The sequence below is a fragment of the Kribbella kalugense genome, from assembly GCF_004365875.1.
Lineage (GTDB): Bacteria > Actinomycetota > Actinomycetes > Propionibacteriales > Kribbellaceae > Kribbella > Kribbella kalugense.
Window position 1 is genome coordinate 1205772 of the sequence record NZ_SODF01000002.1, and the last position, 15099, is coordinate 1220870.

Here is a 15099-nt window from a genome sequence, read left to right on the forward strand (position 1 = left end):
TGTTTGGTTCAACGACCGTAGAACGAAAACCCCAGATATTCAACATCTGTAGAATGAATTCGGTGAACGAGACCACCAGAGACCGGCGGCGGATCGAGACGCAGGAGCGGATCCTCGCCGAGGCACGTCGGCTGTTCGCCGAGGCCGGGTACGACCGCACGACGATCCGCGCGATCGCCGCGGCCGCGCAGGTGGATCCCGGTCTGGTGATGCACTACTACGGCAATAAGCAGCAGCTGTTCGCACGCGCAGCGGAGACGAAGAGCCAGGCCGTCCTCGACGGAACCGCGGACGAGATCGCCGAGCAACTGCTCGACCGGCTGCGGCAGTCGCTGATCGAGGAGCCGGTCGCCTCACTCGCCGTACTGCGCTCGATGCTCACCCATCCCGACGCCGCCGACGAGGTCCGCGAGAACGCACAGCTCCGCGGCAGTACGTTCAGCAAGGTCATCCCGGGCGACGACGGCGAGCTCCGGGTCGATGTGGTCAGCGCCGTGCTCATCGGCGTTGTACTCGGTCGGCACCTGCTCAAACTCGACCATCTCGCCGATGCCGACCCGGACAAGATCATCGAACTCCTCCGCCCCGCGGTCGAATCCCTCACCCGGGCGGAATAGGGCCCTCGAAGCGGAGGTTGGCGACGGTATGAGTGTTGAGATCGGAGTGATCCTGCCGACGTCCACCCCGGATCCCACCAAGCCGATCCTGGGCGACGTGCGGGACAGCGCTCGGTACGCCGAGGAAGTCGGGCTGGACTCGGTGTGGTCGACGGACCATCTGATCGCGAGCGCGCCGATGCTGGACAGTTCCGTCGTACTCGCGACCGCTGCCGCGGTAACGGAGCGGATCACCGTCGGATACAACGTGATGCTGCTGGCGTTGCGACCGGTGGCGTGGGCGGCGAAGCAGATCAGCACGCTGCAGCTGGTGTCGAACAACCGGCTCGTTCTAGGTGTCGGCACGGGCAACCCGGCGCACGGTGACATCGGCTGGCGGGCGGCCGGCGTCGACTTCACCCAGCGCGGGCGGCTGACCGACGAGGCTCTCGCCGTACTGCGGGATCTCGTGGCCGGCAAGGCCGCGACGGTGCGACCGGATCTCGAGGTGACGCTCTCCCCCGGATCCGCGGTCCCACCGATCTTTGTCGCCGGCAACGGTCCGCGCGCGCATCGCCGGGCGGCGCGGTACGGCGATGGCTGGGCAACGATCGGGATGTCGCCGGAGGAAGTACGCAAGAGCCTGGAGCAGATCAACGAACTTGCCGATGGCAAGCAGTTGAAGGCGACCGTGATCGCCCCACAGCTCGAAGGAGACCAAGTCGAGCAACTGGCCGCCTACGAGGCCGCTGGAACCGAGCGCGTCATCATCCCACCCACAGGCGATTGGCACGACGACTACGACCAGGCCGCCGATCTCCGCAGCCGCTATCAGGAACGCTGAGTCGTCAGGACCGCGATGTCTCGGATCTCGTCGACCGGGCAGGTCAGGATGTCGCGGTCGAGAACGATGAAGTCCGCAAGCTTCCCCGGCTCGATCGATCCGAGCCGGTCGCCCACACCGAGCACTGTCGCCGCGTCCGCTGTCCAGCCACGGATCGCTTCAGCACGAGAGATCGTCTTCGACGGCGTCAGCAGACTGCGCCCGCTGCGACCATCGGTGCGGGTCAGCGCGGCCCACACGTGAAACAGCGGCGGATGGGCGCCGTCACTGGCCAGTGCGGTTGGTACTCCGGCATCGATCCACCACCGCACCGGCGTCACGTGCTCCCACTGATCGCCAGGTAGCCGCTCGACGTACGCCGCCTCTCCACGGCCGTAGTCCACTCCGGCGCAGACCTGCGCGACGATCCCCATCGCCGCGAGTCGGGCGATCTGCTCCCGGGTCACATGATGGAAGTGCTGCACAACCCAAGCGCGCGAGGTCAGAGGCGTCTCGTGATGCACGGTCTCCAGCGCACTGACCGCGATCTCGCAGGCCGCGTCACCCGTGGCAAGGACGTTCAGCCGAAGGTCGTTCTGTACTGCGAGACGCGCGAGCTCGGCCAACTCGGCTGTGGACAACACCGAGGAACCGTTGCCGAGTTCGCCGTGCGGATCGAGGTACGCCGTACTCATCAGAGCGCCGCCGAAGTGCATCGGAGCATCGAGAGAGACCGTGATCCCCCGGATCCGCAGATGATCGTCGCCCGTACCGTCGCCGGCCGCATCCGCAACGGACGTCAGCCAATCCGCAAGGTTCACACGACCGACCGGCACCTCGTAGGTGCCGACGACCCGGCAGGCCAGTCGGTCTGTTTCCCGCATCACGCGCAGATCGGGGACGAACGGACTGTTGCCATGACCCTCGTAGATGGTGGTCAGACCGTGAGCAAGGTTCTGCTGCATGGCGGTCGCGATCGCGTCCTGCCGGGACTCCGGACTAGTGGCTGGAAGCAACGACAGGAGTCGGCCGACGAGTGGATTGCGAGCGTTGTAGAAGATCAGCCCATGGATCACACCGGTCGGTTCGCCGGCTGCGTCACGCTCGATCCGGATCCCTGGCTGGTCGGGGGTGTCGCGGGTGATGCCGAGCAACTCGAGTGCCTTGCTGTTCAGGATCGCGGGGTGCGGCCAGAACGGCGGGGTCGGGATGTGTACCGGGTTGTCCGGCGCGACCGCGTCGAGGTCGGCCCGGGTCGGCCAGCGCCCCTCGGCGAGCCCGTCCGGCAGGTCGAAGTAGTCCGGCGGTTCGCCGATCGACGACGTCACGATCCATTCGCCGGGCTCCGCCTTGGTCGCCGCGGTGCGGATCCGTTCGGTGATTGCGGCGATCGAGGTCAGCCCGGCCAGCTGCGGATCGGCCAACTTGTCCACAGCGATGTGCACCGTATGTGCATGCGCGTCGATGAACCCGGGCAGCACGGTCCGCCCGCCGAGATCGACCACCGGCCCGTCGAGTCCGGCGATCTCCTCGTTGGTGCCGACGGCAACGAACCGTCCGTCGGAGACCGCGAAGGCCTCCGCGATCGAGAAGTCGCCGTCGACGGTGACGACGTTCCCGTTCAGATAAACGGTCATGACAGCTCCTGTACGTCGGAATTCGGCCAGCCCGGGTTTCCGTTCCGGATGAAGGCGATCCACGCCGTCTGGACCACGTCGACCATCCGGGCGAGCTCGTCGCCAGCTGCGCCGGCCAGCATCGCCGCGTCCCGGCAGGCGGCGAGATTGCCGAACACGAACGGCAGCTCGATGCAGTGGCACGCCCCGAGCGGGTTGCCCGGCGCACTCCAGTCGAAGCGATAGACCCACGCCGACTTCAGCTCCTCGGCGTACGCCCTGATCGGGGTGCTGAACAACGACTCGGTCACCTCCGGGCCGGCGCCGTACGCGTTGGCCTCGTCGCGACACCAACCGACCAAGACTTCCACCTCGGCGGTGTGCGGATCGTCGGCCACCAGGTGGAACGGCGGGATCGGCCCCGGGTGCCGGCGGACCAACTCGAGTTGGGCGGCGAGAATCTCGTCGACGGTCGCAGTGTGCGGGTCGGTTCCGAGGACGTCGAGAAACTCTGCCGCCATCGTGTCGGCCACGTCCAGAGTCTGCGGAGGCAGCCCGAGCGGTGGGCTCTCCAGGATCGCGCGGCGGAACAGACCGGTCGCGTTCATGGCGGCGATCGAGAGCGCGCCGCCGGACTGGCCGGAGACGGTGACCGCCTCCGGGTCGCCGCCGAACGCCGCGATGTTCTCCTGGACCCACCGCAGCGCCTGGACCTGATCGAGCAGGCCGAGGTTGCTGTGCTCCAGCCGCAGGTACCCGAGGGCGCCGAGGCGGTAGTTGATCGTGACGACAACGAGGTCACCGCGCTCCGCCAGCCGCGCGCCGTCGTACCAGTCGAGGCCGCCGGAGCCGGTGCTGAATCCGCCGCCGTGGATGAAGACGAGGACCGGACGCGGCGTGCCGGTCGAGCTCGGAGTCCAGACATTCAGGTTGAGGCAGTCCTCGGACTGCTCCAATGATCGGTCGCCGATGATCTGCGCGAGTCGGGACGGAGGCTGCGGCGCTGCCGGACCGACCTGGGTGGCGTCACGTACTCCGTCCCAGGCGGCGGCCGGACGCGGTGGCTGGAAGCGGGTCGACTCGGCGTACGGCACCCCGAGGTACGCGTCGACTTCTCCGACGCGGCGGCCGCGGAGGCGACCTTGGCTGACTGTTGTCTCTGGCTGGTTCATTCCTCGACCGTCGCAAGACCGGTCCTGGCGCGTCGCGAGCATGGCCAGATCTTGCTGATTCCGACATGATGGAGGCGATCATGGTGGATTTCGACCGGTTGGACGAGCAGCTCGTACACGCCTTGCAGGTGGACGGGCGGGCCTCGTTCAGCCGGATCGCGGCCGTTCTGGGCATCTCCGATCGGACGACCGCTCGCCGCTACCACCGCCTGCGCGAGACCGGCGCGGTGCGCGTGGTCGGCGTACCGTCGAGCGCGCGGCTCGGTCGGGTCGACTGGCTGATCCGGATCCAGTGCGCGCCCGACACCGCGGTTGCCGTGGCCGCGACGATGGCCCGCCGGGACGACACGTCGTGGGTCTGCCTGACCTCCGGCGGCCTCGAGGTCACCTGCATCACCCACGCCGAAGGCCCGCGCACTCCCCTGCTGCAGCAGCTTCCGCACGGTCCACGGATCACGTCGGTCACCGCGCAGTGCATGCTCCGCGCAGTCGCAGGGACGGCGGGCTGGGCCGGACGTACGGCGGCGCTCACGGACGAGCAGGTCAACGAGCTGAGGCCGGCGTCCCCGGAGTACGACGTACCGCTCGAGCTGACTGCGCAGGACGAACGGTTGCTGGCGGAGCTCGCCAAGGACGGGCGGACGGCGTACCCCGCCCTTGCTGCGGCGACCGGGATGCCGGAGTCGACCGTACGCCGCCGGCTCGGTGAGCTGCTCCGCTCCGGGGCGATGTACTTCGACGTCGAGGCCGATCCGATGATGTTCGGCTACGCCACCGAGGCGATCCTGTGGATGTCAGTCGCACCCTCGGCGCTGAGCACGGTCGCGGACGCGCTGACGCGGCATCCGGAGATCGCGTACGCCGCGGCCGTGACCGGGGCGACCAACCTGTTCGGATTCGTCGTCTGCCCGGACCCCGACGCGCTGTACGACTACCTCGCCGACCGGATCGGCACGCTCCCCGGCATCACCCATATCGAGACCGTCCCGCTGACCACCACCGTCAAACGAGCCGGGACCCTCCTGCCAAGACGGTGACGTGTCACGTTTATGCTCGGGAGCATGGCTGGAGTCGTGGTGGTGGGGGTTGGACCCGGGATCGGTCTCGCGGTGGCGCGGCGGTTCGGTTGGGGGGGAATGAGTGCCGGGCTGGTCGCCCGGTCCGAGTCGACGGTGAAGGCTGCCGCGGCCGAGCTCGGGAGTGCCGACGTACTGCCGGTGACCGCCGATGTGACTGACGAGGCCGCCCTGCGGGCCGCGCTCGATCGGGTGGTTCAGGCGTACGGCGTACCGGACGCCGTCGTCTACAACGCCGCGCTCATCCAGGCTGACCGAGTGGGCGACCTCACCGCGAAGCAGCACCTCGACGCCTGGGCCGTGAACGTGGTCGGCGCGATGACGACCGCCGCGCACCTCGCGCCCGCGATGGCCGAGCGTGGCAACGGATCGTTTCTCATCACCGGCGGCATGCCGCTGCCGAAGCCGGACTACGCGAGCCTTTCGCTGGGCAAGGCCGGCATTCGCGCCCTCGTCACGCTCCTGCACCAGCAGTACGGCGCTGCTGGCATCCACGCCGCGAGTGTCACGGTCAGCGGTGGCGTCGGCCCGGGCACCGGCTGGGATCCCGACGAGATCGCCAACCACTACTGGCGCCTCCACACCCAGGCGCCGGCTGAATGGATCCACGAGATCGTCATCTGACTTGGCCTGGTGAAGCTCGGTCCGAATGGCCCTGTCGTTCGGCGCCCGGGTTCGCGAGACTCGGGTTGTGTATGTTCCCAACCACTTTGCCCCCGATGACGACGCGGTTCAGGAGTTGCTGGCCAGTCACGGCGCCGCTGATCTGATCACGATGACGCCGGACGGAATGGTGGCGACGATGCTTCCGTTCAGCTACGACCGTTCGCGCAACGTGCTGCTCGGACACCTTGCCCGCAACAACGATCACTGGCAGCGCGAGGTGCTCGGCGAGGCGCTGGTGATCATGCGCGGACCGAACGCCTACGTCTCGCCGGCCTGGTACGCCTCCAAGCAGGAGCACGGTCGCGTCGTACCGACCTGGAACTACGTCACCGCACACGTGTACGGCGAACTGACCGTCCACGACGACGTCACGTGGGTCGAGGACGTCGTACGCCGCTTGTCGGATCAGCACGAACTGGGCCGGGCCGAACCGTGGTCGGTGGACGATGCACCGGAGAAGTACGTCCGCGGTCAGTTGCGGGCGATCGTCGGAGTCGAACTCGCGATCCACCGGATCGAGGCCAAGTTCAAGCTCAGCCAGAACCGCCCGGCTGCCGACATCGACGGCGTGGTCGACGGACTCCGTGCGGACGGCGAAGAACCCACCGCCGACGCGGTCGCCCGGCACCGGCCGTAGTCGAGATCAAACTGTTGTTTGAACCGGGCTGAGAGCGGTTGCCGTCGCGTGTACCCTCCGTGTCGGTATGCCGAGTCCGAGCCGAGTGAGGTCCTAGGTGGAGCCAGACGATGTCCTCGAGCAGGCTCGCCAGAAGATGGTCGAGATCGTCCAGCTGATGATGCGATACATGGACCGTCAGTCGCCTGGCCAGAGCCAGCGGTTCCGGCGGCTGATGGAGCGGGCTGTACCGGGGATGCCGGCGATGATCGATCAGGGCGGCACGATCCCCGAGATCACGGCACGGGTCAACGACTTCCAGCGGCCGGGTTGGGAACAGCGGGCGACGAAGGCCTTCGCCGAGCTGCCGAGGCAGGATCCGGTGTTCGCGGATCCGGCGGTGCGTGCCACGAGCAACGAGTACATCGCCATGCAGCCACGGATGCAGGAGCGCTTGACGGCGCTCACGGCGGAGATGCGAGACCTCGGCGCGCCCGGAGCCGCGGCGTTGTACCAGCAACTGGGGCGAGAGGCCGCCCGCGCCACCGCCCCAGGGCAGCAGCGCCCGATCCAACCCACCGGCCCGGCGCCGCGCTCGGCTGCAGGGCGGGCGACGCCTCCGCCGCCAGGCGCACAACCACAACCACAACCGAGGCAGGCTCCAGGCGGAGCCCAGCCGACGCAGTCCCAGCCACCCCAGCCTCAGCAGACCCAACCGCAGTCCGCCCAGTTGCAGCCCGCGCAGGCTGGAGAGCAGCAGGTGGGGACGCAGCGGACGGTGGCGCTCGAGACGTCAGACCCGGTGCTGTTGGATGCGCGGATCGTGGAGAGTGCCGGAAAGATCACGGTGACCGCGAAGCCGAACTGCACGCGGGCCACCCTGACGATCAGGACCGCCGACGCGAACGGACCCGCGGCAGACGCCATCCGGTCAGCCCGCCTGGAGGCCACCGCCGACGGCCGCATGACCACGTCGGCAGCGAAGAGCGAATCGGCGCCGACGGTCATGACCCGCACCACCAGCAACGGGGTCGTCCAGAACTTCAACGCATCCGGCAGCGGCAGCATCATGGTGACCGGCAGCATCGGCGAGCTGAACATCGGCGGCGGATCGATCACGATGGGTGACGTCCGCGGCAGCACCTTCGTGATCTCGGGCGGATCCTCGCCGATCGAGGTCGAGGCGGTGGTGCCCGAAGGAAGCACGGTTGTCGCCCGCACCGACAAGGCGAACATCGAGACCCACGGGAAGCTCGACTATGTCAGCGCCCGATCGAAGGAAGGCGCCGTCAGCTCTGGCAGCGCCGACCGCACCGACGGGACCGGCATGCCCGGTAGCGCCAGAAGCGCCGAGCTCCACTCCGTCAAAGGCCCGGTCACCGTGCATGCGGACCGTGCCTGCGACGTCCGGGCCGGATCCGTCGAGGGCGACGTCAAGGTCACCGCGAGCAGCCCGGAGGTCGCAGGCACCATGCGCGTGGACGCTGACAGCATCAGCGGCCGCAGCGAGGTGCCCCCGGAGTCCCGCGGGTTCGGCTCCGAAGCCGGCGGTCAGAGCCAGCGCGCCTCGGACGGCGCTCGTGACACCACCGTCCGCCAGAACCAGACCCCAACTCGCCAGACAGGAACCGGCCTAGGCGGCTGACAGCAGTCCGCGTCTGAAGGCTTCTGCGACAGCCGACGCGCGGTCCGGTACGGCGAGTTTGGCGTAGATGTTCAGCAGGTGCGTCTTGACCGTCGCCTCGCTGATGAACAGGTGGGCCGCGATCTCGCGGTTGGTGTTGCCGGCGGCAACCAACTCGATGACCTCGAGTTCGCGCGGGCTGAGGATCTCGGCCTTGGGCGGCGTACGGACGTGATTCATCAACGTGTTCGCTACCGACGGAGCGAGCACGGACGTCCCATCGGCAGCCGAGCGTACGGCCCGCAGCAGCTCGTCCCGCGGCGCGTCCTTGAGGAGGTACCCGGTCGCTCCCGCCTCGATCGCGGGTACGACGTACCCGTCGGTGTCGTACGTCGTCAGCACGAGCACCCTGGCCGCCACCCCGCGCTCGGTGAGCTCGCTGATCGCGGTCAGACCGTTCACGCCGGGCATCTGCAGGTCCATCAGGATCACGTCCGGCCGCAGCTCCTCGGCCAGCCGGATCGCCTCCGCGCCGTCGCCCGCCTGGCCGACGACCTCGAACCCGGGCTCGGCCGCGAACATCCCGCTCAGCCCGTCCCGCACGACCGGATGATCGTCGGCGATCAGCAGCCGGATCATGCCGACGCTCCCGACATCGGCACGGTCGCGGAGATCGCCGTACCGAAGCCCGGCTCGGACTCGACCTCGAGCGTCCCGTTCAGCGCCTCGACCCGCTGGCGCATCGCGACCAGGCCGAACCCGCCGGCCTCGGACGAGGTACTCCGCGATGGGTCGAACCCGACGCCGTCGTCGCGGACGTCCAGGGCGACCTTCTTGTCCATGTACGACAGCGTCACACCGACCCGGGTCGCCTGTGCGTACTTCGCCACGTTCACAAGTGCCTCCTGGGCAGCGCGGAGCAGAGTCGACTCAGCCTCCGGTGTCATCACCCGCGGTGTGCCGGTGGTGGTGAGTTGTACGTCGATCCCGTGCAGCGCCGACCACCGCCGTACGACATCGGCGATCGCCTCGCTCAACGTGGCCGACTGCAGCGGCTGTGGACGGAGCGCGTGCACCGAGCGCCGCGCCTCGGTCAGGCTCTCGCGGGCCAGCCCAACCGCGGTCGACACGTACCGCCGCCAGTCGTCGGCGTGCTCAGCGGCCTGGAGCTGGGTGACGATCCCGGTGAGACCCTGCGCGAGGGTGTCGTGGATCTCGCGGGCCATCCGCTGCCGCTCGTCGATGATGCCGGCCTCACGGGCCTGGGTCAGGAGCTGCTCGTGCAGGACCGCGTTCTCGGCGAGCGTGGACTCGAGCCGCTGGTTGGTCTCGGTCAGCGCGTCGACAGCGTCCTGACGCTGCTGACTGAGTACTTCGCCACGCCGGCCGAGCCACGAGGCGAAGCACATCCCGATCACGTTGACCGCGATCACGGCGGCGCAGCCGAGCAGTCCGAGCACGTTCGTCTTCGGGATGTCGTACGACTGCGCCCACCCCGCGATGACGGCGACGGCCCCGATCCCGATCAGCTCGACGGGCCACGGCAGCAGGATGAAGGTGTAGAAGTACCCGGCCGGGGTGAGGAAGCCGAACCACGGATCCCGCACCACGAGCACGGCCAGCAGCAGCACGAACCCGGCGATGAAGATCGCCATCGGGCGGTCCTGGGTCCGCCAGGGCGGGCGGAGCGTGAATATCCCGAGCGTCCACAGCGCGATCAGCGCGCACAGCACCAGGTCGACGGTCAGCGACCCGGGCTGGTCGTGCTTGATCGCGATGGTGACGGCGGCGAGGCACGCGAGAAGCACGTACGGCACCACCGTCAGCCGCATCGGCCAGGCCTGTTCGCTCATGTCACTTAGTTTCCCCGAAGACCGAGCGGAGGTGCTTGCCGTTGACCAGCAGCGCGACGCCGAGCAGCAGCAGTCCGCAGACGGCCTGCTCGCCCTTCATCCACAGCGGGAAGGTCCCCGGCAGCGAGATGATCACCACGATCGCGACCAGCATCACCGCCGACACGATCCGGAGCCGGAGGTAGCCCTTCCGGGATCCCTTCGAGGCCCGGCGGGCGAACGCGAAGGTCAGTGCGGCGCTGGCGACCACGATCGTGCCGCGGGTCCAGACCGCGTCGTTCACCGCCGTCGCGTTGTTGCGTAGGGCAATGATGGCGATCAGCGTCAGCACGCTGAGCGCGAGGTAGCCGGCCACCAGCAGTTGCACACTCCGCAACGCGGCCGTGCTCCGCGGGTGTTCGACGTTCACCGGGGTGGTCATGGCGGTTTCCTTTCGGGGTTGTTCTCGGTACTTCGACTGTCCCAATCCGGCCCCGGTCCGCACATCGCCCAGCCAGCTCCAAACGACTCCACCGATCGGTTGATCTCCCGGTCAGCGCATTTCCATAAACTGTGAATATAAAAGTGTTATGCTTCCGGCATGAGTCGTCAAGACGCGTCCGCCGCCATCGGGGCAACCCTCTATGACCTGGCCACCAGGGCCGCGAGACGCCTGCCCCGGGACATGAGCCTGACGTCCGCCGCCACCCTGGCCACCCTGGACCGGACCGGCCCGCGGCGCATCACCGATCTGACCGCGGTCGAGGGCGTCACCCAGCCAGCGATGACCGCCCTGGTCCGGGTGATGGAGGAGTCCGGCCTGGTCGAGCGGTGGGGCGACGCGTCCGACAAGCGGGTCACGCTGGTGTGCCTGACCGAGGCCGGCGCCGCCTATGTCCGGACGCGGCGCCAGGCGGGCGTCGACGCGTTCGAGCGGTTGATCGGCGAGCTCCCCGGCGACGAGGTCGAGGCGCTGATGGCGGCCCTTCCGGCGCTGAAGCATCTGGCAGAGCTCGAAAGCCAGGACCGCGAAGGGCCGAAGCAGTGACCGGGCAGCCGGTCGGCGGGGTCGCGGGGAAGGCGGTCCCGGTGGCGCGTTCCGAGGCGCGGCTGCTGGTCCCCGCCCTGATGTTCATCGCTCTGGTCGTGGCGGCGGTCGCCAGCCTGGGTACGCCGCTCATCACCAGCGTGGCGACCTCGTTCCACGTCTCGCTCGGCAGCGCGCAGTGGACGCTGACCATCGCGCTGCTCAGCGGCGCCGTCGCCACACCCGTCCTCGGCCGGCTCGGAGCCGGTCCGCACCGGCGGGCCACGATCCTCGCCACGCTGGCGATCGTCGTCGCCGGCAGCGCGCTCACCGTGCTGCCGCTGCCGTTCGCCTGGCTGCTCGTGGGCAGGGCAGCCCAAGGCGTCGGACTCGGTCTCACGGCGCTGATGATGGGCGTGGCCCGGGACCATCTTCCCGAGGAGCGCAGCGCGGCCACGATCGCCCTGATCTCAGTGGTCTCCATCATCGGAGCCGGCGTCGGCTACCCGCTGGCCGCGCTGCTCGCCGAGTTCGGCGGACTGCGGGCCGCCTACGGCCTCGGCCTGCTCGTCACCGCCGCCGCCCTTCTGACCGCGTGGCGCTCCATGCCCGAAGCCCCCGAAGGCCGCTCCGCCCACGTGGACGTGGCAGGCGCGGTCGTCCTGGCCGCGGCGCTGGTCCTGGTGCTGTTCCTCGCCGGCGAACGGAATCTGTGGAGTCGGCACCTCGCCGTGGCGGCGGGCCTCGCCGTCGTCGCGGTGGTGCTGCTCTGCGTCTGGGCCGTCATCGAGCTGCGAACCAAGACGCCGTTGATCGATGTGCGGGCGGCGCGGCACCCGGCGGTCGCCGGGGCGAACCTCGCCATGTTCGTCGGCGGGATCGGCATGTACCTCCTGCTCACGCTCATCACCCGGTACGCGCAGACGCCGCACGGCGCCGGCTACGGCTTCGGGCTGACGACCTTCGTCGCCGGGCTGGTCCTCATCCCGTTCTCGGTGCTGGGGTTCGTCGCCGGCAAGCTCACGCCACGGGTCCTGACGCGGATCGCCGGCCCCCTGGTCCTGGCCGGCAGCGCCGTCGTGGTCGGCGGCGGGTTCGCCCTGTTCGCGGCGGCCCGGTCGGACCTGGCCGAACTGTTCGTGGCGATGGGCGTGCTCGGCTTCGGCGTCGGCGGCTTCTCGGCCGCGATGCCTGGCGTCATCCTGGCCGTCACGCCCAAGAGCGAGACGTCGAGCGCCATGAGCTTCAACTACGTCGTCCGCAGCGTCGGGTACTCCCTGGGCAGCGCCATCGGCGGCCTGATCCTCGCCGCGGGCACCGGCCTCGGCCACCTCTTCCCCGACGACAGCGCCTACACCACCGCGGCGCTGGTCGGCATCGGCGCCATGGCGATCACGACGCTGACCAGCCTCGCTCTCGCCCGCCGCCGCTCGTCCAAGACCAACCCGTAAGTCCAACACAGGTCGGCAGGCACATGATCGTTGCCTTGCGCACCTTTCTTCCGTGTCAGTTTGTGTTCGGACTGTCACAAACTGTCACGGACTGTTTGCGGCTGCGTGCAGATGTCCGGACAGCCCTGGCGGCAGCGGGAGCCGTCGGCTGATTGTCGAAGCAGGCAAACGAAATCGACGAGGAGAGTTCGAGGCAGCCGGTCGACCACGGGAGGGTCCGGACGCGTGCTCGAGACTTATCGCGGTATCCCGCACTTGTTGGACACCTGGCTCGTGCTGACCGGCATGACGCTACCGATCGCCATATCCGCACTGCGCCGACCGGGCGACCTGATCCCCCGGCTGGCCGCGTTCTGCATGCCGGCCGCGTTCGCGCTGGTCATCGCGGCGACACTCAGCCCGACCGCGCATCGTCTCGCCCGGGTCGGCGAGTGCGGCACGCACCTGACCACCACCGGCGGACTGACGTCGCTCCAGGGCCTGCTCAACATCCTGCTGTTCGTCCCGGCCGCGGGCATGCTCACCCTGGCCAGCGGTCGTCCGGGCGACGGCATCGCCGCCGGGATCGGGATGTCGGCCGCGGTCGAGGCGGTGCAGGCGCTGCTTCCACAGCTCGGCCGCTCCTGCCAGCTGCACGACCTGGTCGCGAATTCGATCGGCGCCTTCTGCGGAGTCGGCCTCGCGGCCGGGCTGCAGCTCCTCACCCGGAGCCGCCTCCTGGTCACCCCGCCGTACGTCGTCGAGCACGCCGCGCTGCTCGTCGTACGACGGTCCCGGCGACCGGCCCGGCATCGGCGCGGAACCCTCGTCCCGCCCCGGCGGCCGGCTGCCGCGGTGAGATATCACAGAACGAATACACAGTTATCCGGATAGTTATCCACAGGTTGTGGATGGAACGGGGGATGACCGCGTGCCGACCTGGGGATATCCACAGATCAGGGCCGATTGTTCACGGCCGGACGTCCAGTCCGAGCGAGGTCGCGATGACCATCGCCTGGGTGAGGTCGATTCGGGCGTCCCGGAGCGTGACGGTCAGCGGGTCGAGCGTGGACAGGTCCGATCCGCGCAGGTCGGCCCCGGTGAAGTCGGCCCGCTGGAGGCTCGCGCCGGACAGGTCGAGGTCCCGCAGCGTCGCCTTCGCGGCCCGGATCCCGCTCAGCTCCGCCTCTCGCAGCTTCACTCCGGTGAACTCGGCCCCCTTCAGGTCCGCGCTCGGCAGCGCGGTGAACGACCAGTCCCCGCCGGCCACCTTCATCAGGTTGTAGGTGCAATCGTCGAAGAAGCTGCCGACCATCTTGCATCGGGTGAACGTCGTGTCGAACAGCGAGCACCGGGCGAACGTGCAGTTCACGAACGCGGCGTCGGTGTGCGTCGAGGCGTTGAACCGGACCCCGCGGAACGTGCACTCCTCGAACACGCCGCCGCGGTTGTCCACCTCGGTCAGGTCCGAGTCGATGAACAGCACCCGCTGATAGGTCTTCCCGGACGGGTCCGCATCGTCCCAGTCCCGGATCGTCGACTCGGTCGGCACACCCTGCCGCCCTCGGTCAGCCATGGCTCTCCCTCGCTCGCTGGGCCCCCAGCCTGTCACGCCGTACCGACACTGTGATGCGCACGACGGAGAACGGTAGGGCCACCGACAACTACGGACCGCACGATGGAGGTGTGACCGGAACTGAGCGGGTGATGGTGTTCGGTGCGGGGGGTTTCCTCGGTGCCAGGATCTGCGCGCTGCTCTCCGACCGCGGGGTCGAGTACCGCGGGCTGAGCCGGAGCCGGGGTGAACCGTACCGGCGGTGCGACCTGACCGCGATGCACCCGTACGCGCTCGACACCCAGATCGGGATGTACAAGCCGACCGTGATCATCAACGCGGTCGGCGCCACCTTCGGCGAGCCGGCCGAGCTGGTCCGGGCGAACGTGATCGCCGTCGAGGCCCTGCTCGCCTCGGTCCGGGACAACGCGGGCCACGCCCGGTTCGTCCAGCTCGGCACGGCGGCGGAGTACGGCGGTGGGCCGCACGGGACCAGCCTCGACGAGCAGACCTCGCCCCGGCCGCTCGGACCGTACGGGATCACCAAGTTGGCCGGGTCCGAGCTGGTGCTGCGGGCGCAGCGCGGCGGCGCGGATGCCGTCGTACTGCGGATCTTCGACGTGATCGGGCCGGGAGCGCCGGAGAACACGCTGACCGGCCGGGTGATCCGGGACCTGCGGTCGCGGCAGCTGATCGAGGTCGGGTCGCTGGATGTGTGGCGCGACTTCATCGACGTTCGGGACGTGGCCGACGCCGTGCTCGCGGTTGCGCTGGCCGACGCCACCCTGCCTCCAGTGCTGAACGTTGGGACCGGGCGGGCGACCCTGGCCCGGGACGTCGCCGGGCAGCTGTTCGAGCTGAGCGGTCAGCCGGCCACGATCGTGGACGAGGCCGACCAGGAGGCCGTACTCGGCGCGCCGTGGCAGCAGGCCGACACGACGCTGATCGGCGAGCAGCTCGGCTGGTCACCCAAGACCGCCCTCGACCAATCCCTCGCCGACAGCTGGGCCGAGCCCGCCTAAAGCGGACCGCCACGCATGCAGAACCCACGTTTTCGGGTCAACTA

General features: G+C 69.0%; 16 protein-coding genes. 10 read left to right on the forward strand and 6 right to left on the reverse strand.

Annotated elements, in window-relative coordinates; all coding sequences use genetic code 11:
* The first annotated feature begins 62 nt into the window (after window positions 1-62).
* Window positions 63-617 (forward strand): TetR/AcrR family transcriptional regulator, encoded by a 555-nt coding sequence (locus EV650_RS23585; RefSeq protein ID WP_202874850.1) that lies wholly within the window; start codon window positions 63-65, stop codon window positions 615-617.
* 28 nt (window positions 618-645) lie between these two features.
* The gene (locus tag EV650_RS23590) at window positions 646-1440 is read left to right on the forward strand and encodes an LLM class flavin-dependent oxidoreductase (RefSeq protein WP_134121193.1); all 795 of its coding nucleotides are present in this window, start codon (window positions 646-648) and stop codon (window positions 1438-1440) included.
* On the opposite strand, the gene EV650_RS23595 is transcribed toward EV650_RS23590, so the two are convergent.
* The gene (locus tag EV650_RS23595; protein WP_134121194.1) at window positions 1428-3056 is read right to left on the reverse strand and encodes an amidohydrolase; all 1629 of its coding nucleotides are present in this window, start codon (window positions 3054-3056) and stop codon (window positions 1428-1430) included. The genes EV650_RS23590 and EV650_RS23595 overlap by 13 nt on opposite strands.
* On the reverse strand, window positions 3053-4207 hold the full coding sequence (locus EV650_RS23600) for a carboxylesterase/lipase family protein (RefSeq protein WP_166678247.1): 1155 nt from the start codon (window positions 4205-4207) through the stop codon (window positions 3053-3055). The genes EV650_RS23595 and EV650_RS23600 overlap by 4 nt, the downstream gene beginning before the upstream one ends.
* Window positions 4208-4287: 80 nt before the next feature.
* Here EV650_RS23600 and EV650_RS23605 point away from each other — a divergent pair, with 80 nt between their 5' ends.
* The 4 genes from EV650_RS23605 to EV650_RS23620 all read left to right on the forward strand — a co-directional run bounded on the left by EV650_RS23605 (window position 4288) and on the right by EV650_RS23620 (window position 8210).
* Entirely contained in the window at window positions 4288-5244 is a 957-nt protein-coding gene (locus tag EV650_RS23605; protein ID WP_202874852.1) for an Lrp/AsnC family transcriptional regulator, read from the forward strand.
* A 24-nt stretch (window positions 5245-5268) separates the two neighbouring features.
* Complete coding sequence (locus EV650_RS23610) at window positions 5269-5907, forward strand: SDR family oxidoreductase (RefSeq protein ID WP_202874859.1); 639 nt, start codon at window positions 5269-5271, stop codon at window positions 5905-5907.
* A 67-nt stretch (window positions 5908-5974) separates the two neighbouring features.
* Window positions 5975-6586 (forward strand): FMN-binding negative transcriptional regulator, encoded by a 612-nt coding sequence (locus EV650_RS23615; protein ID WP_134121196.1) that lies wholly within the window; start codon window positions 5975-5977, stop codon window positions 6584-6586.
* A gap of 97 nt (window positions 6587-6683) precedes the next feature.
* The gene (locus EV650_RS23620; RefSeq protein ID WP_134121197.1) at window positions 6684-8210 is read left to right on the forward strand and encodes a DUF4097 family beta strand repeat-containing protein; all 1527 of its coding nucleotides are present in this window, start codon (window positions 6684-6686) and stop codon (window positions 8208-8210) included.
* Here the strand turns inward: EV650_RS23620 and EV650_RS23625 are convergent.
* Genes EV650_RS23625 through EV650_RS23635 form a run of 3 tightly spaced genes read right to left on the reverse strand, consistent with a single transcriptional unit; the run spans window position 8199 to window position 10463 of the window.
* Window positions 8199-8828: a response regulator gene (locus EV650_RS23625; RefSeq protein ID WP_134121198.1), complete on the reverse strand. Its 630-nt coding sequence runs from the start codon at window positions 8826-8828 to the stop codon at window positions 8199-8201. The genes EV650_RS23620 and EV650_RS23625 overlap by 12 nt on opposite strands.
* The gene (locus EV650_RS23630) at window positions 8825-10042 is read right to left on the reverse strand and encodes a sensor histidine kinase (RefSeq protein WP_134121199.1); all 1218 of its coding nucleotides are present in this window, start codon (window positions 10040-10042) and stop codon (window positions 8825-8827) included. The genes EV650_RS23625 and EV650_RS23630 overlap by 4 nt, the downstream gene beginning before the upstream one ends.
* Before the next feature lies 1 nt (window position 10043).
* Entirely contained in the window at window positions 10044-10463 is a 420-nt protein-coding gene (locus EV650_RS23635) for a hypothetical protein (protein WP_202874860.1), read from the reverse strand.
* Window positions 10464-10622: 159 nt separating this feature from the next.
* On the opposite strand from EV650_RS23635, the gene EV650_RS23640 reads away from it, so the two are divergent.
* The 3 genes from EV650_RS23640 to EV650_RS23650 all read left to right on the forward strand — a co-directional run bounded on the left by EV650_RS23640 (window position 10623) and on the right by EV650_RS23650 (window position 13372).
* Window positions 10623-11069, forward strand: a complete 447-nt coding sequence (locus EV650_RS23640) for a MarR family winged helix-turn-helix transcriptional regulator (protein ID WP_238174406.1) — start codon at window positions 10623-10625, stop codon at window positions 11067-11069.
* Window positions 11066-12499, forward strand: coding sequence for an MFS transporter (locus EV650_RS23645; RefSeq protein WP_134121200.1), 1434 nt, complete (start codon window positions 11066-11068; stop codon window positions 12497-12499). The genes EV650_RS23640 and EV650_RS23645 overlap by 4 nt, the downstream gene beginning before the upstream one ends.
* A 225-nt stretch (window positions 12500-12724) precedes the next feature.
* Window positions 12725-13372, forward strand: coding sequence for a VanZ family protein (locus tag EV650_RS23650; RefSeq protein WP_166678248.1), 648 nt, complete (start codon window positions 12725-12727; stop codon window positions 13370-13372).
* A 76-nt stretch (window positions 13373-13448) separates the two neighbouring features.
* Here the strand turns inward: EV650_RS23650 and EV650_RS23655 are convergent, their stop codons facing one another.
* Entirely contained in the window at window positions 13449-14054 is a 606-nt protein-coding gene (locus EV650_RS23655; protein ID WP_134121202.1) for a pentapeptide repeat-containing protein, read from the reverse strand.
* A gap of 110 nt (window positions 14055-14164) precedes the next feature.
* Between EV650_RS23655 and EV650_RS23660 the strand changes: the two genes are divergently transcribed.
* Window positions 14165-15055, forward strand: coding sequence for an NAD-dependent epimerase/dehydratase family protein (locus tag EV650_RS23660; protein WP_238174407.1), 891 nt, complete (start codon window positions 14165-14167; stop codon window positions 15053-15055).
* Window positions 15056-15099 lie beyond the last annotated feature (44 nt).